Source organism: Streptomyces sp. UW30 (genome assembly GCF_008042075.1).
Lineage (GTDB): Bacteria > Actinomycetota > Actinomycetes > Streptomycetales > Streptomycetaceae > Streptomyces.
Map to the genome: position 1 here is coordinate 329,230 of NZ_RDBN01000037.1, position 23,586 is coordinate 352,815.

The following is a 23,586-nucleotide window of genomic DNA, read 5'->3' on the forward strand; positions in this document are numbered from 1 at the left end:
AGCACACTGCCGCCCCCACCCAACGCCCCGAGCGCGACCCCGGTGGCGCCACCGGGGTCGCGCTCGGGGCGTTGGGTGGGGGCGGCAGTGTGCTGGCGGTGCCGGCGCTGATCTATCTGCTCGGTTTCAGCCCGGCCGCCGCGGCCACCGCGAGCCTGGTCGTGGTCAGTGTCACGTCCGCCACCGCGCTCGGTGCGCACGCCCGAGCGGGCACCGTGCACTGGCGGGGCGGGGCGTTGTTCGCGGCGGCGGGGCTGGTGCCGGCGGCGGCAGGCGGCGTGGTGTCCGGGTGGCTGCCACCCGGGCTGCTCACCGGGGCGTTCGCGGTGATCGCCGCTCTGGCCGCCCTGCGCATGCTGCGGCCGTCGGCGACCGTACGGGACGAGGACGTGACCGTGCGGTCCTGGCAGGTGGTCCGGGCAGGCGCCGGACTCGGCGCGGTGACCGGCGTGCTGGGGGTGGGCGGCGGCTTTCTCGCCGTACCGGCGCTGGTGAACGTCGTCGGGCTGCGCATGCGGGCCGCCGTGGGGACCAGCCTGCTGGTCATCACCGTCAACTCAACTGTCGCCCTGGTGGCGAGGACCGGCACGGAGGCGGGGATCGACTGGACCGCCGTGGCCCCGTTCGCGGCGGCGGCCGTGCTCGGCGCGTGGGACGGCAAGCGCCTCGCCGCGAAGGTCTCCGGCGACAGGCTGCGGCAGATCTTCGCCTGCGCCCTGCTGGCGGTGGCCGCGCTGATGCTGGTGGACGCCGTCCTGTGACCCGCGCACGGCCGCCGGCTACGCCAGCGACAGGAAGAGCTTCTCCAGTCGGGCCTTCATCTGCTCCGTCGTCTCGCCGCCCGCGCGCCCCGCCTCGGCGTCGGTGAGGCACTGCTGCAATCCGGTCGCGATGATCGCGAAGCCGGCCCGGTCCAGGGCACGCGAGGCGGCGGCGAGCTGGGTGACCACGTCCTCGCAGTCGCGGCCTTCCTCGATCATCCTGATCACGCCGGAGATCTGCCCCTGCGCCCGGCGCAGCCGGTTGAGCACCGACTTGAGGTCATCGCCCTCGAACTGAAGCTCCACGATCACTCCTCTACATACCCTTGGGGGTATTTTACCCCCTCCCCGAAAGGATCTCATTCCGCATGACCTCGCCCCTCGACCCGCGCACCCTCGGCATCGACGAGGCCCGCACCCGTCTGCCCGGCCTGACGGTCATCGACGTCCGCACCCCCGGTGAGTACGCCGCCGGACATCTGCCCGGCGCCCTCAACATCCCCCTGGACCAGCTCGGCCGAGCCCTGCCCACGCTCGGCCGGCGCTCCGGCGAGCTGCTGGTCGTCTGCGCCTCCGGGGCCCGCTCCGAGAACGCCTGCCGGCGCCTCGCCGAGCACGGCATCCCGGCCTCGACGCTGACCGGCGGCACGCAGGGCTGGGCAGAGCGCGGGCACGAACTCGACCGTCCCGCGTCCGGTGCGCGCCGCACCTGGTCCATGGAGCGCCAGGTGCGGTTCACGGCGGGCTCGATCGTCCTGGTCGGCCTGGCGCTCGGACTCCTGCATCCGGCCTGGCAGTTGCTCTGCGCCGGCATCGCGGGCGGCCTGGTCTTCTCGGCGCTCACCCACACCTGCGGCATGGCCGCGGTGCTCTCGAAGCTGCCGCACAACCGTCCGCGCCCCGCCGACCTCGACGCGACCCTGGCCGCCCTGGCTCGGCGCGCGTAGGCGCACATGCCGTGGCGGGGCGTGCCGTAGCGGGAAACCGGCAGGCCCCGCGGGAGGGAGCCGACGTAGCCTGAATGCTCCGTACGACTCCGGAGGAGCCCCGTGAGCATCGCCGAGACCCAAGCCACCCCGCCCACTTGGCGGCTGCTCCTGGGCTATGTACGCCCGCACCGGTGGGCCCTGCTCGCGGGCGCCGTGCTCTCCCTGGTCACGGGCGCGACCGGGCTGCTCCTGCCGCTCGTCGCACGGGAGCTGATCGACGACCTGTCCCACGACCGCGCCATAACCGGCGCGCTGATGATCATGTCGGCGCTGGTCGTGGCCAACGCGGCGCTGGGCGCGCTCGGTTCGTACGTGCTGCGGCGCACGGCGGAGTCGGTGGTGCTCGGCGCGCGGCGCGCCCTGTCGTCGTATCTGCTGCGGCTGCGCATCACCGCCGTGGACCGCAGCGAGCCGGGCGATCTCATGGCCCGGGTCACCTCGGACACCACGCTGCTGCGCGAGGTGACGACCGACTCGCTCGTGGGTTTCGGTACGGGCGGGCTCACCCTCGTGGCGACGGTGGTGATGATGGGCCTGGTGGATCCGGTGCTCCTCGCGGTCACGCTCGCGGTGATCCTGGGCGCCGGCACGATCCTCGGCGTGATCGTGCCGCGCATCAACAAGGCCAGCCGGCAGGCGCAGGACGCGGTCGGCGTGATGGGGGCCTCCCTGGAGCGGATCCTCGGCGCGCTGCGCACGGTCAAGGCGTCCGGCGCCGAGCACCGGGAGGAACAGACGCTGCACGAGGCCGCCGAGGAGTCCTGGCGGCAGAGCGTACGGGCCGCCAAGTGGTCGGCAGCGGCGGGCAACACGGCCGGGCTCGCGATGCAGATCGCCTTCATCACGGTGCTCGCGGTCGGCGGGGCACGGGTGGCCACCGGGGCCATCGACATCGGCACGCTGGTCGCGTTCCTGCTGTACGTCTTCTATCTGATGTCGCCGATCCAGGAGGTCGTCGGCGCGATCACCCAGTACCAGACGGGTTCCGCGGCGCTCGCGAGGATCCAGGAGGCGCTGCGGCTGCCCGCCGAACCGGCCGCCCTGCCCGCGCCGTTGCCGGCCACCGGGGCGGAGCCCGCCACGCTGGCCTTCGAGGACGTGCGCTTCCGGTACGCCGAGGATCTGCCGTACGTCCACCACGGGGTGACCTTCGCCGTGCCCGCGCAGGGCATGACGGCGTTCGTGGGCCCGTCGGGCGCGGGCAAGACCACGGTGTTCTCGCTCATCGAGCGGTTCTACGACCCCGAGGCCGGGACCATCACGCTGGACGGGCGGGACCTGGCGGACTGGGAGCTGGTTCACCTGCGTTCCGCGATCGGGTACGTGGAGCAGGACGCCCCGGTGCTGTCGGGCTCCCTGCGCACCAACCTGCTGCTCGGCAACCCGGACGCGGACGAGGACGCCCTGACGCGCGTGCTGAAGACGACCCGGCTCGACGGCCTGGTCGCGAAGCTGCCCGACGGTCTGGAGACGCTCGTCGGGCATCGCGGCACCAAGCTGTCCGGCGGTGAGCGCCAGCGTGTCGCCATCGCCCGCGCCCTGCTGCGCCGTCCGCGGCTGCTGCTCCTCGACGAGGCCACGTCGCAGCTGGACGCGGTGAACGAGGCGGCGCTGCGGGACACCGTCGCCGATGTCGCCCGTACGACGACGGTGCTGGTCGTCGCGCATCGGCTGTCGACGGTGACGATGGCGGACCGGATCGTGGTGATGGACGCGGGGCAGGTGCGGGCGGTGGGTACGCATCGCGAACTTGTGGCGGCCGACCCGTTGTATGCGGAGTTGGCGGCGACGCAGTTCCTGGCGACTGCCTGAGCGCTCCGCTGGTTGGGCTGCGATGGGAAGTGCCGGGTTGTGTTGTCCGGCGTCTGCGGGTGCGTTGTGGCTGGTCGCGCCCCCAAGTTTCTCGACTTCGCTCGAACAGGGGGACTCCCATCGCGGCGGAGCCGCACATCGACACAGCCGCGCGCCCCTTTGACGGCGCTACAGCTGGGCCGTTCAGCCTTGGAGGCGGCGCAGTCGTTCCGTGTCGCAGGTGCGGGGGCAGGTGGCGCATGCCTCGTCGGGGCGGATCGTGTAGTACATGCAGCAGCCCTTGCGGGTGCGTGTCGGATGCCGGTGCCCGTCGTCGGTCGTCAGGTACCGGAAATCGGCGCCGCCCGGGTAGGGGGTCAGGCTCTTCGGCAGCAGTGCGCCGGCCGCCTGTACGGCGTCCTCCTCGCGGCCCAGCATCCGGCCGAGGTACCAGATGCCGGAGACCAGGTCGTCGGCAACCATGCCCCACAGGGCGCGTGAGCCGCGGCGCGCGACGGGCCCGATCGCGTCCAGCACCGGACCCATGTGATCGGCAACTGCGGTACGCAACTCCGCGCGCAGCGCCTCCTCATCAGGGACCGTCAGCACGCCGGGCAGGATGGCGGCCGGGTCGTCGGCCAAGCACGCCAGGTCGCTCCCGGGCAGCACCGTGAACTCGGCCGTGGCCAGGTCCAGTCGCAGGTCCTCGGGCCGGATCCGCGGCACCCGGCGTTCGAGGTACCAGGCCCCGCCCATCAGCAGCGAGACCGACCAGGCGTAGTCGTGCAGGGCGCGCGAGGCGGCGACGTGGTGACGCGGCACGACCCCGTAGCGATCGTGAATTCGAGCCGCCTCGGCGGCCACGAAGGCGTCGAGGACGGCTTCGTCCTTCACCAGCTCCGCCGCCGACACGCCCGCACGGGCATCCTCGGCACCGGGCCGGCCGACCCGTACGGACAGGACGGCGCAGAGATCGGTGAGCCGCGCATAGACGTCACCGAGCGTGCGCGCGACGGCGCCGGTGGACGGTGTCGTCGGGGCAGCGGGCATCGGCGCTCCTGTGCGAAGTTTCAAAGAAAGCCGGATAGGTAAGGCTTACCTTACACTGACGATCAAGCAGAGAATGCCAGGTGAGCCGAGAGCGATTGATCATCTATCGCGAACGTCACAGTGATTACACAGCAGTTGAGAACTAAAGCAAGCCTAACCTAAGCTCACCGTTTGTGACCGCGACCCAACGGGGCGCACCGATCGGTGTGCCCTTCCGTGCCCTCAGGCACATTCCGCTCTTCCTCACCGGCCTCGCCGCCCTCGCCCTGTGCGCCGCGCTGAGCCTCGCTCTCGGAGCCCGCTCCGTGCCGCTGGGCACGGTGGCCGACGCGCTGTTCGGCAACGCTCACGGACGCGAAGCCCTGGTGGTGACCGGGCTGCGCCTGCCGAGAACCGTCATCGGGCTCGCCGTCGGCGCCGCGCTCGGGGTCGCCGGGGCCGTCGCCCAGGGCATCACCCGCAATCCGCTCGCCTCGCCGACGACACTCGGCATCAACGCGGGCGCGGGTTTCGCGGTCGTCGTCGCCATCTTCGCGCTGGGGCTCAACAGCCCCGCCCAGTACGTGTGGTTCGCGTTCGCCGGCGCTGCCGGCGCCGCCCTGTTCGCCCAGGCACTGGCCCGCCGCGCCGGGGACATCGACGCCGTACGGCTGGCACTTGGCGGCACCGTGCTCCAACTCGTGCTGCTGTCCTGGACGTCGGCCGTGATGCTGATGAACCAGCGCACCCTGGACGAGGCCCGCTTCTGGCTCGCCGGTTCCCTCTCCGGACGCACCCTCGACGTCCTGTGGCCGGTCCTGCCGACCTTGCTGCTCGGCCTGGTCGTCGCGCTGGCCGTCTCCCCCGCCCTCAACGCCCTTGCCCTGGGCGACGATTCCGCCCAGGCGCTCGGTGTTCCGGTGGCCCGGATCAGGCTCGCGGGCGGCATCGCGGTCGTCCTGCTCGCGGGGTCGGCGGTCGCGGTGGCCGGCCCGATCGCCTTCATCGGGCTCGCCGCACCCCATCTCGTACGGCCCCTGCTCGGCGGCGACCACCGGCTGCTGGTCCCCGGCTGTCTGATCGCCGGCCCCTTGCTGCTGCTCGCGGCCGATGTGCTCGGCCGGTTGGTGATCCGCCCCTCGGAGCTGGAGGTCGGCATCGTGACCGCGTTCCTGGGCGCACCCCTGCTGGCGCTGCTCGCGCGGAGGGTGGCCCGATGAGCGCCACGGTCGTCTCCGACGTGCGTACGAAGTCCACGTCCCGTGCCCGGGTCCGGCGCCGTGTCCTGCTGTTCGCCACGGCCGGTCTTGCTGCGCTCTTCATGCTGCTCACCGTGTGCCTGACGACGGGTGAGATGCCGATGCCCGCCGGCACGGCGCTGCGGGCGCTGGTCGGGCTCGGCGATCCGGGGGATGTGCTGGTGGTCCAGCAGTTCCGGGCGCCGCGGTCGGTCGCGGCGATCGTCGCCGGTGCGGGACTCGGCGCGGCGGGCTGTGTGCTGCAGCGGCTGTTCCGCAATCCGCTGGCGTCCCCCGACGTCATGGGCGTGACCGGCGGGGCTTCGCTGGGCGCGGTCGCTTTGATCGCGGCCGGGGCCTCGCAGACGCTGATCCCCGTCGGGGCGCTGGGCGGCGGGCTGCTCGCGGCCCTGCTGCTGGGCGTGTTCGCCTGGGGCTCCGGGCTCGCGGTCACCCGACTGGTGCTCACCGGGCTCGCCGTGCAGGCGGGCCTCGCCGCCGCCGTGAACCTGATGATCGTGCGCTTCCCGGCCGAGCTCGCCGGATCGGCGCTCCAGTGGACCACCGGCTCGGTGTACGGGCGGACGTGGACCGAGGTGTGGGGAGCGGGCGGAGCCATGCTGCTCGTCCTCGCCGCCGCACTGGTCATGCACCGGCGGCTGGCCGTGCTCGACCTGGGCGACGACTCGGCGGGCGCGCTCGGCCTGCGGATCTCCTCGGCACGGCTTCAACTGCTCGTGGTCGCCGTCGCATTGGCCTCCCTGGCGGCGGCTCTCGCCGGGCCCGTGACATTCGTGGCACTCGCCGTGCCGCACATCGTGCGGTTCGTGACCGGACCGCCGACCACCGCCTCCCTGGCGCTGGCCGGACTCACGGGGGCGGTGCTGCTGCTCGCCTCCGACCTGGTGGTGCAGCACCTGCTGCCGATCGAGGGACTGCCCGTCGGCGCGGTCACGGCCACGCTCGGCGCGCCCTGGCTGCTGGTGCTGATGCTCCGTCAGAGCTCGCCCGTGCAGAGGAGCCGCGGATGACCGGCGTACGCGAGGAACCCCGGATTTCCGGCGCACCCACCGAACCCCCCACCGGTCCGCAGGAGTCGCACATGACCACCTCCAACCAGCTCTCCACCCAGGGCCTCGACCTGCGCTACGGCGACCGGACCGTGGTCGGCGGCCTCGATCTGACGCTGCCCGGCGGCGCGGTCACCGCGATCGTCGGCCCCAACGCCTGCGGCAAGTCGACCCTGTTGCGGGGCCTGAGCCGACTGCTCGCCCCGGCCGCCGGGACGGTCACGCTCGACGGCGCCGACATCCACCGCATGTCCGCGCGGGCGCTGGCCCTGCGCATGGGTCTGCTGCCGCAGCAGCCGGTCACCCCGGAGGCGATCACCGTCGAGGCCCTGGTGCGGCTCGGCCGGTATCCGCACCAGCGGCTGCTGAGCCCCTGGTCCGCCGCCGACCAGAGGGCGGTGGACGAGGCCCTGGAGCGCACCGGCACGGCACCGCTGCGCGACCACCCGGTCGACCAGCTGTCCGGCGGTCAGCGGCAACGCGCCTGGATCGCGCTGGCGTTGGCCCAGGACACCGAGCTGCTCCTGCTCGACGAGCCCACCACCTTCCTCGATCTGCGGCACCAGCTCGACGTCCTCGACCTGGTCGCCGCCCTGCACGCCGAGGCGGGCCGCACCGTGGTGATGGTGCTGCACGACCTCGCACAGGCCGCCCGCTACGCGGACCACATGGTGGTCCTCAAGGACGGCCGCCTCGCCGCGGCCGGCGCCCCGGCCGACGTACTCGACGCGGAGCTCGTCAGATCCGTGTTCGACGTGGACTGCCGGGTGATCCCCGACCCGGAGACCGGCACCCCGCTGGTCGTCCCCAAAGGCAGCGCGGTGCGCCGTCCGGCCGCGACCGCCTGAGCACTCCCCACTCACAGAAGGACCCCCATGTTCAAGCGATCCCCCCTGCGCGGAATCGGCCGGCTGATCGCCGTGCTGCTCGCCGTCGTACTCGGTACGGCCGTGCTGGCCGCCTGCGGCAGCGAGGACTCCGCCAAGGAGACCGACACGGCGAAGGCCGCCGGCGACAGCTCCGCCTTCCCCCGCACCCTGAAGACCGTGATGGGCGACGTCAAGATCCCCTCGCGGCCGGAACGGGTCGTCGTGCTCGACACCGGCGAGCTGGACGACGTCACCCTGCTCGGCATCGACCCGGTCGGCGCGGTCGCCCCGCACTTCAAGACCTCCGGAGGCTTCCCGACCTACCTGGACGGCGAGTTGAAGGACACCGTCGACGTCGGCCCGCTCCTGGAGCCGAACCTGGAGAAGATCGCGTCCCTCAAGCCCGATCTGATCCTGTCCTCCAAGGTCCGGCACGAGAAGGTCTACGACAAGCTCAGCGCGATCGCCCCGACCGTGTTCACCGAGACCACCGGCGGTGTCTGGAAGGAGAACCTCAAGGTCCACGCCGAGGCGCTGGGCCTGGAGAAAGAGGCCACGGCCAAGCTCAAGGAGTACGAGACGCAGGCCGAGGCGCTCGGGACGGCCATCGGGAAGAAGGACGGCGGCACTGTGCCGACCGTGTCCGTGGTCCGCTTCATCGCAGGTCCCACCCGCCTCTACCAGTCCAACTCCTACAGCGGTGTCGTCCTGAACGACATCGGCTTCCAGCGCCCGAAGTCGCAGATCTCCCACGACCCGGAGGTCACGATGAAGGACGTCAGCCCTGAGCAGATCGACCAGGCGGACGCCGACCTGATCTTCGTCACCGCGGCCGACGCGGAGGACAAGACCCAGAAGCAGCAGGTCGTCTCCAACCCCGTCTGGAAGGACCTCCCGGCCGTGCAGGACGGCCATGTCTTCGAGGTGCCGGACGAGACGTGGATGTCCGGCATCGGCGTCCAGGCCGCCGAGGAGATGCTCAAGGACGTGGCGAAGGCCACCGGCGTGGAGCTCCCCGCGAAGTAACCGCCGCTGACCTTTCGGGGCGGGCCGTGCCGTACCGGCCCGGCAGCCGGCTCATGGCCCGGGCCCGCCCCCAACCCCCCACCTGCTAGCGGAAGTCGTTCCTCGCCATGCGCCTGTACCTGCTCGCCCTCAACCCGACCGACGCCGTCACCGAGGGTTTCCTGCCCGCCGCGGCCCGGCTCGGCCTCGACGTCACCGTCCTCACCGACCAGCCCGACGCACACCGCCGCACCTACCCGGACATCGAGGTCCTGGACTGCGACGTCCGTGACTTCCGGGCCGTGATCACCCGTATCTCGACCCATCACGGGCCTGCCGCCGTCTTCACCAACAGCGACCACCTCCAGACTCAGGCCGCCCTGGCCGCCGCCTACTTCGGCCTTCCCGGCAAGGACTGGCGGGCCACCCTGCGCTGCAAGGACAAGGCCGAGATGCGCCGCCGGCTCGCCGCGGCCGCCGTGGACACCGTGTGGTCGGCCGAGCTGACCGAACCGGTCGCGCCCGGCGACGCGCCGTACCCGTGTGTGCTCAAGCCCCGCGAGGGCGTGGCCAGCGAGGACGTCGTCCTCGTCGACGGCCCGGAGGAACTTCAGGCGCACACCAAGGAGATCCTGGACCGCCGTCCGGGCGCGGTCCTGGTCGTCGAGGAGTACCTTCCCGGCGACCTGTTCACCCTGGAGACCCTCAGCGACGGGCACGTCCGCCATGTCCTGGGCGGCTTCCACACCGAGCTGTCGCCGCCGCCGTACTTCATCGAGGAACGCCTCACCTTCGTGCCCGCCCACCCCGAGCCGGTCGTCGCACAGGTCCTGGAGCAACTGGACGCTCTGGGAGTCGGGTTCGGAGCCTGCCACACCGAGTTCGTGGTGCACGCGGGGCGGGCGCGGATCATCGAGGTCAACTACCGTGCCATCGGCGACCAGTGCGACCTGCTGCTGGCCGGGCTGCTGCGGATCCCGCTCTTCGAACACATCCTGCGCACCCACCTCGGCGAGCCTCTGCCGGCCGACCTCGGCGCCCGCCGGGACGGCGCCGCCCGCCTGGAGTACCCGTGCGCCGACCGCGCGGGCACCCTCGTCGACGCTCCCGCCGCCACCGAACTGGACGTCGAAGGCGTACATCTGACGTACCGTCCGCTGCGCGCGGTCGGCGAGCGGCACGAGCTGTACCGCACCAACCGCGACTATCTCGGCGTGCTGCGCGCCACCGGCACCGACCTGCCGGCGGTGGACCGGGCGGTGGCGGACTTCCTGGCCGGGCGGCGCTGGGAGATCCAGCCGTGACCGCGACGACCAGCGCGGCGATCACCTCGGCAGACACCTGCGAGGCGGAGCTGCTCACGCGCGTGCTCAGCGCCCTCCTGCGCGAGGACGTGGTCGGGCTCCGCAGCCTCAGCACGCCGGTGGAGCGGCGCGGCGGGCGCTGGCTACGGCTCCCCGCGCGGGACGACGCCCTCCTGCTGCCCGTCACCGAGGACGGCTACCAGTGCGCGTACGCCGCCCGCCTGCCGCTTCTCGTGCGCGAGTCGGACGATGCCGAACTGTCGTCGTGCCACTCCGTGCTCGCCGCGCTGCGTGCGCTCGCCGAGCCCGAGGACCGGGGCGGCTTCGACGCCTTCGCCGAGGAGTGCCGTCAGACGCTGGCGACGATGCGACTGCACGCCGCTACGCGGGCCGAGGTCATGCAGCGGCTGAGAACCGGGACGGGCCTCGGTGGCAGCCTGGCGTACGACACGCTCGCCGCCCGACTCGACCATCCCGTCTATCCGACGGCACGCGGCCGCTCGGGGCTCGACGAGGAGCAACTGCGGGCCTACGCACCGGAGTTCCAGCCGCGCTTCGCCCTGCGCTGGATCGCCGTACCCCGGGACGCCGTCACCTCGTCGGGCGGGTTGCCGGAGTTCTGGCCGACGCCCGGGAGTCTCGGGGTGCCGGACCCGCACGGCACCCTGGTGATGCTGCCCGTGCATCCGCTCACCGTCGACGCCCTGCGGGCCGCCGATCTCCCGGACGGTGCTGTGCTCGCCGAGCGCGCTCACCTGGACGTCGTGCCGACGCTGTCCATGCGGACCGTGGCGACGGTCGGCGATCCGTCCGTGCATCTCAAACTCCCCCTCGCCACCGCCACGTTGGGCCTGCGCAACAAGCGGACCGTCAAGCCGGGCACGCTCGTCGACGGTGCGGTCGGGCAGCGGCTGGTGGAGGCGGTGATCGACCGTGAACCGCGCTTCCGGGACGTGATCCTGCATGCCGACGAGACGACCTACGCCCACGCCGGGCACGAGTTGCTCGCCGTGCTGTGCCGCCGCTACCCGGCCGGCCTGGACGATGCCGTGGTGGTGCCGATGGCGGCTCTCCTCGCGCAGGCCCCCGACGGACGTCCGGTGATCGACGAGCTCGCCGACCGCTTCTACGGCGGCGACCCGCTCGCCCTCCTGGACGCGGCCCTCACCCTGCTGTTCGACTGGCAGACCACGCTGTTCGGCCACGGCATCGCCCTGGAGTCGCACCAGCAGAACGTCTCCCTGGTGCTGCGGCGGGGCAGCCTGCAGCTGCTGTTCAAGGACAACGACGGCCCGCGCGTCAACACCACGCGCCTGGACGGCGTACTCCCGGGGCCGTGGGACTTCGACGACGCACGGATCCTCGGTACGGACGACGGGCCGGTCGCCGACCTGTTCACCACGATCACCGTGCATCTGTGCGCGGGAGCGTACGCGTTCGGCCTGCCGCGGCATCGCCGTGCGCTGCTCGGTCTCGTACGGGACCGGCTGACGGAGGCCGTCGACCGGCTCGGCGGCGACGCGGCCGACGTCCTGCGCGCTCGTGTCCTGGGCGCGCCGGAACTTCCCGTGAAGGCCATGGTGACGGCCGGGACCCTGTTGTCGAAGGAGCGGTCGGGCGCGGCGGACATCAACAAGCACTACACCAGCGGGCCCAACTACCTTCTGCCGTCCGGGGGTTCGGCATGAGCGCCGGAGCCCTGCGGATGCCGCGGCCGGCGTTCGGGCGGGGGCAGATGCAGGCGGTGGCCGGCTGCTACTTCGTGGCGTCGTTCGCCGCGCTGGGGCTGCCGCCGTACTTCACCGAGATCCTGCCGGAGCTGGGCGACCGCGGCGCCCGCTGGGCCGGGGTGCTCTATGTCGTGCCGACGGTGTTCGGCGCGCTCGGCGCCCCGCTGTGGGGCCGGCTCGCCGACCGCTACGGCCGCAAACGGCTGCTGCTGCGCGCCCAGTTGGGGCTCGCGGTGTCCTTCCTGCTCGCGGGCTGGGCGGACTCGCTGGCGACCTTCACGGTGGCCCTGGTCCTCCAGGGCATCCTGGGCGGCACCTTCGCCGCGTCCAACGGCTATCTGGGCGCGGCCCTTCAAGGGCCGGCCCTGTCGAAGGCGCTCACGCTGATGCAGGGCAGCGCCCGGGCCGCGCTGGTCGCCGCGCCGATCGTGGTCGGCTCGCTGTCGGGCTGGCTGTCCCCGCACCGGCAGTACGCCCTGCTCGCCGTGCTGCCGCTGACGGCGGCGCTGCTGCTGGCGGCGCTGCCCGAACCGGAGCGCGTCCAGGAGCCCGCGCGAATACCCGAGGCGGTCGACGCCGAGCCCCAGATCGTCTCCCTGAAGACTCTCTACGTCCTGGAGTTCGCCTTCGTGTTCTCCACCGTCATCTCCTTTCCCTATCTGATCGCCCTCGTCGACGACCGGCTCCCGGGGACCTCCCCGGCGCTGTCCGGCGTCCTGTTCGCCCTGCCCCACCTGTGCTACCTGATCGCGGCGCTGCCCATGCACTCCGTGTTCCGGCACCGCCCGAGGAGCGGGCTCGCGCTCGGCTTCGGCTGCGTCGCGCTCGGGCTCGCCGGACACGGGGTCGCCGGCTCCCTGGCCGCGCTGATCACCGTACGGCTGCTGCTGGGCACCGGGCTCACGCTCGGGCTGGTGTGTCTGTCGGTGCTGGCCGCCGACTGCGCCAGGGGCCGGGCGCCCGGCGGACTGTTCGGTTCGCTGGAGTTCTTCTCCAAGGCCGGCGCGGTCGCCGCCGGCGTGGCCGCGGCGGCGGGCAGTGCCCGCTTCGGACCGGCCGCACCCGTGCTGATCGGCGGCGCCGCCGCCTCCGTCACGGCCGCTCTCCTCCCCACCCTGCACCTGCGCACCCGCTGGAGCCGCTGATGCCCTCCCTGACCGACACGCTCCCCGAGCAGGGCGCTGCCCCCGTCGCCGCCGGCCTGCCCGCCGCCGACGTGGTCGTGGCCCACACCCTTCTCAACTGCCTGCTGCGCGAAGTCTCCGGCCCCGAGCGCCAGAGCGTCGTCACCGGCGGCCGTCTGCTGCTGCGGCTGCCCCGCCGGGGCGTCCTGCTGCGCGTCGCCCTGCGCCGTACGTCACTGCTCGGCGCGCACCGGTTCACCGGCCCGGTGAGCGAGCAGCAGGGCGGCGAATGGACCGAGGTGGACTGGCGCCGCCTGGCCGAGTACACCCATGACGAGCTGTGGCTGCGGACGGGTGTGCGCAACGAGGAGTTCCTGGAACAGATCGCCTCCAGCCACCGGGCCGTCGCATCGGCACTCGCCGACCCGCGCCCGGCCCACGCCACGGACGACCGGGGCCGCGCCTACCTCGCCTCCGAACAGTCCCTCCTCTTCGGCCACCGCTTCCACCCCACCCCGAAGGCCCGCACCGGCGACCCGCGGGCCTGGTCCGCCTACGCCCCCGAGGTCGGCGCCTCCTTCCCGCTGCGGCACCTCGCCGTGCGCACGCATCTGATCGCCGAAGAGACCTGCGAACCGTCGGCCGTCGACCCGCTCGACGCACAGCGCGCGGACGTCCCGGACGGCTACCGGCTGCTGCCCGCCCACCCCTGGCAGTTCGAGACGCTCCGCGAGCACCCGCTGCTGCGCGCCGCCCTGGAGCGCGGCGACGTCCTCGACCTGGGCCCTGGCGGACGGCCGTTCGCCGCCACCGCGTCCGTGCGCACGCTGTACGACGGGGAGACGTTCCTGAAGTTCAGCCTGAACGTGCGGATCACCAACTGCCTGCGTAAGAACAGCAGTTACGAGCTGTCCGGCGCCGTCGCCCTCACCCGCGCCCTGGCCCCGTCGTTCGCCGACCTGGCCGAACGCTTCCCCGGCAGCGACATGCTCCGCGAGCCCGCCTACCGCACGCTGGCCCTGCCCGGTCCCGACGGCACACCGGACCGCGCTCTGCTGGAGGGGTTCGGCGTGATCGTGCGCGAGGGCTTGGCGAACCGGCTCGCCCCGGGCACCACCGCCCTGCTCGCGGCCGCCGTCGCCGACGAGTACCCGACCGGTGCCGCGCACATCTCCCGTCTTCTCGCCGGAGCGGACGAGCGCACGGCTCTCGACTGGTGGTCGACGTACCTCGACCTCCTCCTCCCGCCGGTCCTGTCCGCCTACTTCGACCACGGCCTGGTCCTGGAGCCGCACCTGCAGAACGTGCTGATCTGCGTCGACGGCGACGGCCGGCCCGCCCAGGTCCTCTTCCGCGACCTGGAGGGCACCAAGCTGGTCCCGGACCACCACGAGGACACCCTCGGCGCGCTGCCCCCGGAGGTGGCGGGGCCCATGACGTACGACGCCCAGCGCGGCTGGGACCGCGTCGTCTACTGCCTGCTGGTCAACCACGTCGCCGAACTGCTCGCCGCCCTCGCCGACCTGCACCCGCAGGCTGAAGGGGCACTGTGGGCCCGGGTGCGCGACACGCTCCGGGTGTACGCCGGCGACCACGGCTGCCCGCCCCGGCTGGCCGCCCTCCTCGCCGGGGTGCCCCTTCCCGCCAAGGCCAACCTCCTCACCCGCTGGGAGCGCAAGGCCGACCGGGAGGCGGGCTACGTCCGGCTCCCGTCCCCACTGGCCGAGGACATCCTGCGCGACACGACCGGGAGTGGCACCCGATGACACACCCCACGCCCGCGGTCCACGACCGCATCCAGTCGCTTCCCTCGGCCGAACTCCCTTCCTATGTCTACGACTTGGGCGCCCTGCGCGTCCACGCCGCCACCGTGCGGGACGCCCTCCCCGAGCGGGTCGAGCTGTACTACGCCGCCAAGGCCAACCCGGAGCCGGAGATCCTCACCGCGATCGGCCCGTACGTGGACGGCTACGAAGTCTCCTCGGGCGGCGAACTCGCCCATGTCGCCAAGGCCGTACCGGGACGTCCGCTCGCCTTCGGCGGTCCGGGCAAGACGCCGGACGAGGTGACCGCCGCGCTGGAGGAGGGGGTCGAGCGCTTTCACGTCGAGAGCGAGTACGAGCTGCGGATGCTGGCCGAGCTGGCGCGGCGGGTGGCGCCGAGGCGGCGGGTGGCGGTCTTGCCGCGCGTCAACCTGCCGGTGGCCGACGGGTCGCTGGCGGGCAGTTCGCTCACGATGGGCGGCCGGCCGACCCCGTTCGGCATGGACCCCGCGCGGGCCGAGCCGGTGATCCGGCAGCTGGCCGACGGCTCCTACCCGCAGCTCGAACTGCGGGGCGTCCACGCCCACCTGGCGAGCGGGCTGGAGGCCGCGGATCAGCTCGCGGTGGCCGAGTCCGTCGTCTCGTGGGCGACGGGGCTCGGGGTCCCGCTCGGCGAGGTGAACGTCGGCGGCGGCATGCACGTCGACTACGGCGACCCGGAGCGGCGCTTCGACTGGGCTGCCTACGGCAACGGGCTCGCCCGGCTGACCGAGCGGCACCCGGAGCTGACCCTGCGCATCGAGCCGGGCCGCGCGCTCACGGCGTACTGCGGCTGGTACGCCACCGAGGTGCTGGACGTGAAGCGGAGCCACGGTGAGGAGTTCGCCGTCGTCCGCGGCGGCACGCACCATCTGCGGACCCCGGCGACCAAGGGGCACGACCAGCCGTGTTCCGTCCTGCCGGTCGACGCCTGGGCGCACCCGTGGCCGCGGCCGGCCGCCGAGAGTGAGCGGATCACCCTGGCGGGACAGCTGTGCACTCCGAAGGACGTGCTGGCGCGCCGGGTGCCGGCGGCCGGGCTGCGGGCCGGGGACCGGGTGGCGTTCGCGCTGGCGGGGGCGTATGCGTGGAACATCTCCCACCACGAGTTCCTGATGCACCCGAGGCCCGGCTTCCACTTCCTGGACAGCGCTGGGTAGACGGCGTGTCACTCTCGGCACATGCCAAGGGCCGCCCGGACATCGGGCGGCCCTTGTGCAGGCGGGGCCTCAGACCTCGAGGGCGCCGGGGAGCATCCTGGTGACCGGGGTGTCGAGAGCCTTGGCCTGCTGCGGCCGCTGCGCCCGGCTCAGCTCCTTGAGCTGGTCGAGCCTGGCCAGCTGCTCGGAGGGCCGGGGCATCTTCGCCCTCTTGTCGGCGGGCACGCCGGTCGCGGCGAGGGAGTCGAGCGTGGTCACGGGGTTGAGCATGCCGGCTTTCGGGGGGTCCACCGGCGCCGCGTTCGCCAGCGGTGCGGCGAGGCCGGTGAGGCCGGCTGCGAGACCAACGGCGGTGGCGATACGTCGTGTTGAGATCATGCCCAGAGCAACGCCGGCGGCGCACTCCCGGACACGGCCGGCCCGCGCTCCTCACCCGTCAGGCCCAGCGCATCGGCAGCGCTTGCCGAGCCCGGCGGTGCGGAGGACTCTCAGAGGTGAGGCCCTCGCGGCCGCCCCTCGTCATGCCGCGGGTCTCGGAGGAGGTTCACCATGGGCACCGCCGCAACCCCCGCGTTCGACACCGACACACTGCGCCAGGCCGTGGAAGGACAGAGCCCTGCCACGCTTCTTTCGCTCTACACGGACGACGCGGAGATCCGCGTCGTGAACCGCAACGCGCAGCCGAGCCACCCGCAGGTGCTCAGCGGCCGCAACCAGATCGAAGCCATGCTCACCGACGTGTACAGCCGCGACATGACGCACAAGCTCGAGGGATGTGTGATCCAGGGCGACCGCGCGGCCTACAGCGAGTCCTGCGAGTACGCGGACGGCGTCCGCGTGATGTCCGAGTCGATGATCACGCTGCGCGACGGAAAGATCTCCCAGCAGATCATCATCGAGGCATGGGACGAGTAGGCAGGACGTGGCCGAAGGTCCAGGTCTCGGCCAGGCTGACCTGGACCTTCCGGGCAGGCGCGACGGCGGGCCGGACGCATCCGGTCCGGCCTCGCAGGTCGCTGCCGGTCGCCGCGGCGGGCCGGCTGGTGTCCGCCGTGCTCGCGCGCAGGGCGCTGCGGGCACAGCCGCCTCGCCGGCTGCCTCCGGCACACCGCGCGCTGCACGTCCGACGCTCCCGGCACAGGTGAGCCCACGGGCCGGTCAGCGCATCCAGGCGCTGTACGTCATCACGTCCGAGGCCTTCACGCCGAACCGGGGGTCGTCCCGCGTGAAGGTCTGCTCCAACCCCAGGACGGCGCCGTCGGCGGGGTCCATGATCAGCATGCGGCGGCTGTCCTCACCGTCATACACGTACGCCTGACCGCGCCGGCCCAGCCGGTCCGTGATCTGACCGACGGGCCGCAGTCCCTCGGCATCGGCCAGCAGACGGGCCAGCGCGGCCGACTCGCGGGCGCCGAGGGTCCAGTGGTCGAGCAGGGTCCTGGTGGCGTCGAGGAGTTCTGCGGTGGAGAGCGGCTGCGAGTGGTCCGCCAGGAAGGCGCGCTCGGCTTCCTCCAGGTAGTCGTGCAGCGCCGCGGCGTCGTGCGGCGGCGGGGACTCGGGCGGGGCGTCGCTCCAACTCGGAGGGTAGGTCCGCCTGCTGAGGACGTGGCCGTCGTCGACCAGGCGCGGCTCGTCGCCCTCGTCGGTGAGGACCGGGCGGCCGGGGTGGCGCGGGTCGGTCGCCACGACGAGCTCCGTGTGGCTGTCGTCGTCGTTCCAGCGCACGATCGTCTCCTGCGGGAGGGTGATCGGCGGGTCCTGGTCGCTCATGGCCAGGCTCCACGACTGCACATGCGTACCTTTGCGCAGCGCCGGCGAGCCCGCCGACGAAGCCTGCTCGGCACGCTCGGCCAGCCGCGCCATGGGCACGGGCGTGGAGTCGGCCTGCACCACCAGTGGGCGGGGTGCGGCGACCGCGGGGGCGGTGGTCTGGCCGGTGAGCAACAGTGCCGACACCAGCGCGGTGACCACGGCCGTGGCCGCGAGGCCCCATGCCAGCCGGGTGCGAGGGCGCGGCGCGGCGGGCCGTTCGTGCAGCAGCCGGTCGAGGTGGCGTTCGGCGGTGTGATCCAGCGGGCCGTCGCCGTAGTGCGGGCCGTCGACCGGTACCGGGTTGGCTCGGCGCAGCAGTTCGAGTTCGTCAGCCATGGCTTCGTTCCTTGGACACGGTCGCTGGGCACGTACGGTCGATCTCGGCTCTGAGCCGACGGCGGGCGCGGTGCAGCCGCATCGACGCGGCCCGACTGCCGCAGCCGAGGGCCACGGCGAGTTCCTCGACGCCCAGCTCCTCCCACACCGTCAGGCGCAGCACCTCCTGGTCGGCCGGGGACAGCCGGGCCAGCGCCTCGTGCACCCAGGCGCCGGGCGTTTCCGCGTCGGGGCTGTCCACGATGTGCCGGCCGTGCGCGGCGTCGTCGTTGCCCATCCGGTCCACCAACCGCCGCCGGCGTCCGTAGCCGCGTACCGCGTTCGCCAGGCAGTTGCGTGCCACGCCGTACAGCCAGGGCAGCGGCGTGGCCGGGAGGTCGGTCCGGCGGCGCCACGCCACGGTGAACACCTCCGCGACCACTTCCTCGACCTCACTCGTGCGCCCGTCCAGTCGCCGCGCGACATAGCGGCTGACCGCCCAGTAGTGCTCGCGATAGGCAGCGGCGAAGATCTCGTCGTTGCTCATGTTCCGTTCGTGTCCGGCACCGGCCGGATCGTCACACCCTCTTCCGTGATGCTCGTCGCGTCAGTCGAGTGTGACGTGCGGGTGGGGTGCGGACACAGGCGGGGCGTGAAGAGGATCAGAGACTTCAAGGCCGTCCAGTGGCTGACCACCACGGATCACAAGACCATCGGCACGCTCTACTTGGTCACGTCGTTCGCCTTTTTCTGCATCGGTGGTGTGATGGCGCTGTTGATGCGCGCCGAGCTGGCCCGGCCCGGTCTGCAGATCGTGTCGAACGAGCAGTTCAACCAGGCGTTCACGATGCACGGCACGATCATGCTGCTGATGTTCGCGACGCCGCTGTTCGCCGGTTTCGCGAACTGGATCATGCCGCTGCAGATCGGCGCGCCGGACGTGGCGTTCCCGCGGCTGAACATGTTCGCCTACTGGCTGTACCTGTTCGGCTCGCTCATCGCGGTGGGCGGTTTCCTCACCCCGGACGGCGCGGCCGACTTCGGCTGGTTCGCCTACTCCCCGCTGTCGGACGCGGTCCGCAGCCCGGGCATCGGCGCCGACATGTGGATCATGGGTCTGGCCTTCTCCGGCTTCGGCACCATCCTCGGCTCGGTCAACTTCATCACCACGATCATCTGCATGCGCGCTCCCGGCATGACCATGTTCCGCATGCCGATCTTCGTGTGGAACGTGCTGCTGACGGCTGTCCTGGTCCTGCTCGCCTTCCCCGTCCTCGCGGCGGCGCTCTTCGCGCTGGAGGCGGACCGCAAGTTCGGCGCGCATGTCTTCGATGCCGCGAACGGCGGAGCGTTGCTATGGCAACACTTGTTCTGGTTCTTCGGGCATCCAGAGGTGTACATCATCGCGTTGCCGTTCTTCGGCATCATCAGTGAGGTCATCCCGGTCTTCTCCCGCAAGCCGATGTTCGGCTACATGGGTCTGATCGCGGCGACCATCGCCATCGCGGGTCTGTCCGTGACGGTGTGGGCGCACCACATGTACGTCACCGGCGGTGTGCTGCTGCCGTTCTTCTCCTTCATGACGTTCCTCATCGCCGTCCCGACCGGCGTGAAGTTCTTCAACTGGATCGGAACGATGTGGAAGGGCTCGTTGTCCTTCGAGACACCGATGCTCTGGGCAACCGGGTTCCTGATCACCTTCGTCTTCGGTGGTCTGACCGGCGTCATCCTGGCCTCGCCCCCGCTCGACTTCCAGGTGTCCGACTCGTACTTCGTGGTGGCGCACTTCCACTACGTCGTCTTCGGCACCGTCGTCTTCGCGATGTTCGCCGGCTTCCACTTCTGGTGGCCGAAGATGACCGGCAAGATGCTCGACGAGCGGCTGGGCAAGATGACCTTCTGGACGCTGTTCATCGGCTTCCACGGCACCTTCCTGGTCCAGCACTGGCTGGGCGTGAACGGAATGCAGCGCCGCATTCCCGACTATCTGGCAGTGGAAGGGCTGACGACGCTGAACAGCCTGTCGACCGTCTTCTCGTTCGTGCTCGGCGCGTCGCTCCTGCCGTTCTTCTACAACATCTGGAAGACCGCGAAGTACGGAAAGAAGGTCGAGTCCGACGACCCGTGGGGCTACGGCCGCTCGCTGGAGTGGGCGACTTCCTGCCCGCCCCCGCGGCACAACTTCCTCACTCTGCCGCGGATCCGGTCCGAATCCCCCGCGTTCGATCTGCATCACGCCCCGGCGCGGGAGAAGGAGTTGACCACTCTGTGAGCGTCACCGACGAATTCCTCAACGACATCGAAGGGCATCTGCTGCTGGCCGCGACCCGCGAGGAAGGCCGTACGGCCGCCGCGCGTTTCAGCGCGCCGCTGCACTGGCTGACGGATGCCCAGCGGGGCGAGGTGGAGCGGCGGTTCGAGGCGGAGTACCTCGCACTCGCCCGCGTCTCCTGGCAGCACACGGCGGAGCGTGCCGGGAGACTGCGGGACGAGTACGAGGCGACCTACCGCGATCTGCGGCGCCGGCTGCTGGCCGGCTGGCTGCTGGCCTGCGCCCTGGCTTTCGGGGTCCTGGTCGTGTGCCTCGTCTAGGCCCGCGCTAGCTCACCGTCCACTTCTGGTTGTCCTGGCCGTTGCAGGTCCAGAGCACCAGCTTCGTGCCGCCGGCCGTGGCCGCGCCGTACGCGTCCAGGCAGAGCCCGGCGTTGACGTTGGTGAGGGTGCCGTCGCTGCCCAGGTTCCACTTCTGGTTGTTCTGGCCGTTGCAGTCCCAGATGACGACACGGGTGCCGTTGGTGGTGCCGAGGTTGTAGGCGTCGAGGCACTTGTTGCCGTAGACCACCAGCTCCTTACGGGTGCTGTGGTACTGCCACACCTGGTTCTGGCCGCCGTTGCAGTCCCACAGCTGGGCGTCGGTGCCGTTCGCGATGGTGTTGTCGTCGATGTCCACGCAGCGGCCGGACCCGGTGCCGGTGATCAGCGTGCCGTTCCTGCCGGGCAGCGGCCGGACGACGATGCCTTCGAGGGTCGGGGCGCCGGAGAAGGCGATCGTGTTGGCGTTGCCCTTGGCGAGGGAGACGTTGACGGAGACGTTGCCGGCGCTGGACCCGGTCGGCGGGAAGGAGACCTTCGTCGGGGTCTGCCCGTTGACGGTGAGCGTGGCCGTGCGGGCCGTGGACGCGGTGTTGGTGTAGGAGACCTCGACCGTCTTCAGGCCGGCGCTCCCGGCGACCACGCCGGAGAAGCTCGACGTGCCGTTGTAGGTGCTCGCGGACTGCTCGGTTCCGCCGGTGACGGTGAGCATCACGGAACCGCCCGCGGGGACGCTGGTGGTGTAGCTCGTGCCGGTGGTGGCGACGTTCTGCCGGGCCCACAGGTCGCGGACGGTCGCGGAGGCGTTCGTCAGGCCGAGGTCGGACCAGCGGACGGTCATGTTCTGCGTGGTCGACGTGCGGTTGAGCAGGACGACGGCACGGTTGCCGCTGCCGGTCAGGACCTTGCCGTACACCTGGAGACCGGTGGTGTCCTCGGCGACCTCGATGCCCTGGAGGCCGCGCGGGTCCTGGTCGACGGCGATGACCTCGGGGTTGGTGAGGATGCTCGTCGTCTCGCCGGTGAGGGTGGTGAGGTCGAGGCCGGCGAGCATCGGGGCGCCGGAGATCGCCCACAGGTTCATGTGGGAGCGGTTCTGGGCGGCGGTGAGGCCCGTCATGCCGACGACCATCATGTCGGGGTCGTTGTAGGAGCCGGTGTGCTGGGCGGTGGGGTGGATGTTGCGGTCGAAGGCGGTCAGGACGTTGCTGTACGACGGGGTGCCGCCGTGGAAGAAGATGTCCGTGTTGGTCCGCCACATCGGGCCCATGCCCGGGGCCCAGTTCCAGGGGTTGTCGTAGCCCCAGTTGCACAGGGACAGCGCGAGCGGGCGGCCGGTGGTGGCGGTCGCCGTGGCCACGGCGTCGCTGATCGCCTGATAGGTCGCCTTGGGGTCGAGGCCCTCGGCGTCGCCGCCGCACCAGTCGACCTTCACGAAGTCGAAGCCCCAGCGCGAGAACTGGAGCATGTCCTGCCCGTAGTGCCCCTCGCTGCCCGAACCGGGCGCGGCCGGGCGGCCGGTCGGGAAGTAGTAGCCGCAGCCGTCCTTGCCCGCGTCGGTGTAGATGCCTGCCTTGAGGCCCTTGCTGTGGATGTAGTCGGCGATGGCCTTCATGCCGCCGGGCCACTCCGCCTCGTCGACGGTGATGTTGCCCGCGCCGTCACGGGTGCCCTGCCACCAGCCCTCGTCGATGTTGATGTACTCGTAGCCGGCCTGCGGCATACCTGCCGCCACGAACGCGTCGACCTGCTTCTTGATGACGTTGAAGTCGACCTTCGCGGCGAACGCGTTCCAGGAGGCCCAGCCCATGGGCGCGGCGGGAACCGGTATCTGGCGGGCGGTCGTCGCCGCCTGGGCCGGTGCGGGGCCGGCGAACAGCAGGGCGGCCGTCGCTGCCAGTACCAGGACGAGGGCGCGGGTGACGAGGGTTCTGCAGCGGCGGACGAGGCTGACGCGAGGCGGGGGGTTCATGCGGCTCCTCATGCGGGGAAGGCGGCTCAGAATGTTCGAGATTTCGAATGCGATTCGGATAACCGAACGTGTGGCGCCGAAAGTAGAGCCAGGAGAGGGGGAAGTCAACGGATGGGACAGACCTGAAGTAGCCCCTTGGCGCGGATGGTTGGCGCTCGATTCGGGCGGCGCCGCCATACTGGCGGGGTGCGCGTAGCCATCATGACGGCGGGCTCGCGGGGCGATGTGGCCCCCTACACCGGACTGGGGCACGCCCTGTCCCGAGCCGGACACGAGGTGACCCTGGTGACGCACGGCTGCTTCGAGCGGCTGGTCGCGGAGTCGGGCGTACGGTTCCACCCCCTGCCGCTGGATCCGCGGGCCGAGCTGGAGTCCGCGCGCGGGCGCGGTCTGCACCGCAGCGGGTCCGGCGTGGGCAAGCTCGTGCGCGTCGTGGGGATGGCGCGGAGCCTGGCCGGGACCATGACGGACGACATGCTCGCCGCCGCCCGGTCGAGCGACGTCCTGCTCCTGGCGGCCTCCACCGCACCACTGGGGCACGCCATCGCCGAGGGCCTGTCCCTGCCCAGCATCGAACTCGCGCTCCAACCGCTCGCCCCCACCCGCGAGTTCGCACCGCCGATGCTCGGAAGCGGCTCCTGGGGCGGCCTCGGAAACCGGGTCGCCGGACATGGAGTGAACCTGGCCATCGAGCGGGTCTTCTCGGCGGCCGTCCCCGACGCCCGCGCAAGACTCGGCCTGCCCCGCAACAAGACCCGCGGCGAGCCGACCGGCACCGTGCTGTGCGGCTTCAGCCCGCTGGTGGTGCCCCGGCCGCACGACTGGGGCCCGCACCTGAGCGTGACGGGGTACTGGTGGCCGTACGACGGTGAATCCCGGCTCCCTCTCGAGCTGCAGGACTTCCTCGACGCGGGCCCGGCGCCGGTCTTCGTCGGGTTCGGCAGCATGGCGGCCGGTCACGGCGAGCGGCTGAGCGAGCTCACCGTCCAGGCGCTGCGGCGTGGCGGGCTGCGGGGCATCGTC

General features: G+C 71.8%; 22 protein-coding genes. 16 read left to right on the forward strand and 6 right to left on the reverse strand.

The window, feature by feature from the left end; all coding sequences use genetic code 11:
• Positions 1–71: 71 nt before the first annotated feature.
• Positions 72–761 (forward strand): sulfite exporter TauE/SafE family protein, encoded by a 690-nt coding sequence (locus EAO75_RS20035; RefSeq protein WP_147996445.1) that lies wholly within the window; start codon positions 72–74, stop codon positions 759–761.
• An 18-nt stretch (positions 762–779) separates the two neighbouring features.
• Here the strand turns inward: EAO75_RS20035 and EAO75_RS20040 are convergent, their stop codons facing one another.
• Positions 780–1,067, reverse strand: coding sequence for a metal-sensitive transcriptional regulator (locus tag EAO75_RS20040; RefSeq protein ID WP_147996446.1), 288 nt, complete (start codon positions 1,065–1,067; stop codon positions 780–782).
• 62 nt (positions 1,068–1,129) lie between these two features.
• Between EAO75_RS20040 and EAO75_RS20045 the strand changes: the two genes are divergently transcribed.
• Both EAO75_RS20045 and EAO75_RS20050 read left to right on the forward strand, forming a co-directional pair.
• Positions 1,130–1,708 (forward strand): rhodanese-like domain-containing protein, encoded by a 579-nt coding sequence (locus EAO75_RS20045; RefSeq protein WP_147996447.1) that lies wholly within the window; start codon positions 1,130–1,132, stop codon positions 1,706–1,708.
• A 102-nt stretch (positions 1,709–1,810) separates the two neighbouring features.
• Positions 1,811–3,562: an ABC transporter ATP-binding protein gene (locus tag EAO75_RS20050; RefSeq protein ID WP_147996448.1), complete on the forward strand. Its 1,752-nt coding sequence runs from the start codon at positions 1,811–1,813 to the stop codon at positions 3,560–3,562.
• Positions 3,563–3,745: 183 nt separating this feature from the next.
• Here the strand turns inward: EAO75_RS20050 and EAO75_RS20060 are convergent, their stop codons facing one another.
• Positions 3,746–4,591, reverse strand: a complete 846-nt coding sequence (locus EAO75_RS20060) for a (2Fe-2S)-binding protein (protein ID WP_147996450.1) — start codon at positions 4,589–4,591, stop codon at positions 3,746–3,748.
• Between the two features lie 206 nt (positions 4,592–4,797).
• Here EAO75_RS20060 and EAO75_RS20065 point away from each other — a divergent pair, with 206 nt between their 5' ends.
• The 9 genes from EAO75_RS20065 (at position 4,798) to EAO75_RS20105 (ending at position 15,872) form a co-directional block, all read left to right on the forward strand.
• Positions 4,798–5,790, forward strand: a complete 993-nt coding sequence (locus tag EAO75_RS20065) for a FecCD family ABC transporter permease (RefSeq protein ID WP_147997987.1) — start codon at positions 4,798–4,800, stop codon at positions 5,788–5,790.
• Entirely contained in the window at positions 5,787–6,839 is a 1,053-nt protein-coding gene (locus tag EAO75_RS20070) for a FecCD family ABC transporter permease (RefSeq protein ID WP_147996451.1), read from the forward strand. The genes EAO75_RS20065 and EAO75_RS20070 overlap by 4 nt, the downstream gene beginning before the upstream one ends.
• Positions 6,840–6,910: 71 nt before the next feature.
• On the forward strand, positions 6,911–7,726 hold the full coding sequence (locus EAO75_RS20075) for an ABC transporter ATP-binding protein (protein WP_147997988.1): 816 nt from the start codon (positions 6,911–6,913) through the stop codon (positions 7,724–7,726).
• Positions 7,727–7,753: 27 nt separating this feature from the next.
• A complete protein-coding gene (locus EAO75_RS20080; RefSeq protein ID WP_147996452.1) occupies positions 7,754–8,773 on the forward strand; it encodes an ABC transporter substrate-binding protein in 1,020 nt (339 codons plus the stop codon).
• Between the two features lie 107 nt (positions 8,774–8,880).
• On the forward strand, positions 8,881–10,056 hold the full coding sequence (locus tag EAO75_RS20085; RefSeq protein ID WP_147996453.1) for an acetyl-CoA carboxylase biotin carboxylase subunit family protein: 1,176 nt from the start codon (positions 8,881–8,883) through the stop codon (positions 10,054–10,056).
• Entirely contained in the window at positions 10,053–11,744 is a 1,692-nt protein-coding gene (locus EAO75_RS20090; RefSeq protein ID WP_147996454.1) for an IucA/IucC family protein, read from the forward strand. Before EAO75_RS20085 ends, EAO75_RS20090 begins: the two co-directional genes overlap by 4 nt.
• Positions 11,741–12,931 carry an MFS transporter gene (locus EAO75_RS20095; RefSeq protein ID WP_147996455.1) on the forward strand — a complete coding sequence of 397 codons (1,191 nt, stop codon included), beginning with the start codon at positions 11,741–11,743 and terminating at the stop codon, positions 12,929–12,931. The genes EAO75_RS20090 and EAO75_RS20095 overlap by 4 nt, the downstream gene beginning before the upstream one ends.
• Positions 12,931–14,676, forward strand: a complete 1,746-nt coding sequence (locus EAO75_RS20100) for an IucA/IucC family protein (RefSeq protein WP_147996456.1) — start codon at positions 12,931–12,933, stop codon at positions 14,674–14,676. The genes EAO75_RS20095 and EAO75_RS20100 overlap by 1 nt, the downstream gene beginning before the upstream one ends.
• Positions 14,673–15,872 carry a type III PLP-dependent enzyme gene (locus EAO75_RS20105; RefSeq protein WP_147996457.1) on the forward strand — a complete coding sequence of 400 codons (1,200 nt, stop codon included), beginning with the start codon at positions 14,673–14,675 and terminating at the stop codon, positions 15,870–15,872. Before EAO75_RS20100 ends, EAO75_RS20105 begins: the two co-directional genes overlap by 4 nt.
• Before the next feature lie 69 nt (positions 15,873–15,941).
• Here the strand turns inward: EAO75_RS20105 and EAO75_RS20110 are convergent, their stop codons facing one another.
• Positions 15,942–16,250 carry a hypothetical protein gene (locus EAO75_RS20110; RefSeq protein ID WP_147996458.1) on the reverse strand — a complete coding sequence of 103 codons (309 nt, stop codon included), beginning with the start codon at positions 16,248–16,250 and terminating at the stop codon, positions 15,942–15,944.
• A gap of 171 nt (positions 16,251–16,421) precedes the next feature.
• On the opposite strand from EAO75_RS20110, the gene EAO75_RS20115 reads away from it, so the two are divergent.
• Positions 16,422–16,787 carry a nuclear transport factor 2 family protein gene (locus EAO75_RS20115; RefSeq protein WP_147996459.1) on the forward strand — a complete coding sequence of 122 codons (366 nt, stop codon included), beginning with the start codon at positions 16,422–16,424 and terminating at the stop codon, positions 16,785–16,787.
• 243 nt (positions 16,788–17,030) lie between these two features.
• Here the strand turns inward: EAO75_RS20115 and EAO75_RS20125 are convergent, their stop codons facing one another.
• Together EAO75_RS20125 and EAO75_RS20130 are read right to left on the reverse strand one after the other, a co-directional pair.
• Positions 17,031–18,020 carry a CU044_5270 family protein gene (locus EAO75_RS20125; protein WP_147996461.1) on the reverse strand — a complete coding sequence of 330 codons (990 nt, stop codon included), beginning with the start codon at positions 18,018–18,020 and terminating at the stop codon, positions 17,031–17,033.
• Positions 18,013–18,546 carry an RNA polymerase sigma factor gene (locus EAO75_RS20130; protein WP_147996462.1) on the reverse strand — a complete coding sequence of 178 codons (534 nt, stop codon included), beginning with the start codon at positions 18,544–18,546 and terminating at the stop codon, positions 18,013–18,015. The genes EAO75_RS20125 and EAO75_RS20130 overlap by 8 nt, the downstream gene beginning before the upstream one ends.
• 105 nt (positions 18,547–18,651) lie before the next feature.
• Here EAO75_RS20130 and ctaD point away from each other — a divergent pair, with 105 nt between their 5' ends.
• Together ctaD and EAO75_RS20140 are read left to right on the forward strand one after the other, a co-directional pair.
• Positions 18,652–20,271, forward strand: coding sequence for a cytochrome c oxidase subunit I (gene ctaD / locus EAO75_RS20135; protein WP_147996463.1), 1,620 nt, complete (start codon positions 18,652–18,654; stop codon positions 20,269–20,271).
• Complete coding sequence (locus EAO75_RS20140; protein ID WP_147996464.1) at positions 20,268–20,591, forward strand: hypothetical protein; 324 nt, start codon at positions 20,268–20,270, stop codon at positions 20,589–20,591. The genes ctaD and EAO75_RS20140 overlap by 4 nt, the downstream gene beginning before the upstream one ends.
• A gap of 7 nt (positions 20,592–20,598) precedes the next feature.
• On the opposite strand, the gene EAO75_RS20145 is transcribed toward EAO75_RS20140, so the two are convergent.
• Entirely contained in the window at positions 20,599–22,563 is a 1,965-nt protein-coding gene (locus tag EAO75_RS20145) for a ricin-type beta-trefoil lectin domain protein (protein WP_147996465.1), read from the reverse strand.
• A gap of 201 nt (positions 22,564–22,764) precedes the next feature.
• On the opposite strand from EAO75_RS20145, the gene EAO75_RS20150 reads away from it, so the two are divergent.
• A partial coding sequence (locus EAO75_RS20150; protein WP_147997989.1) for a glycosyltransferase occupies positions 22,765–23,586 on the forward strand: 822 nt, incomplete at its 3' end.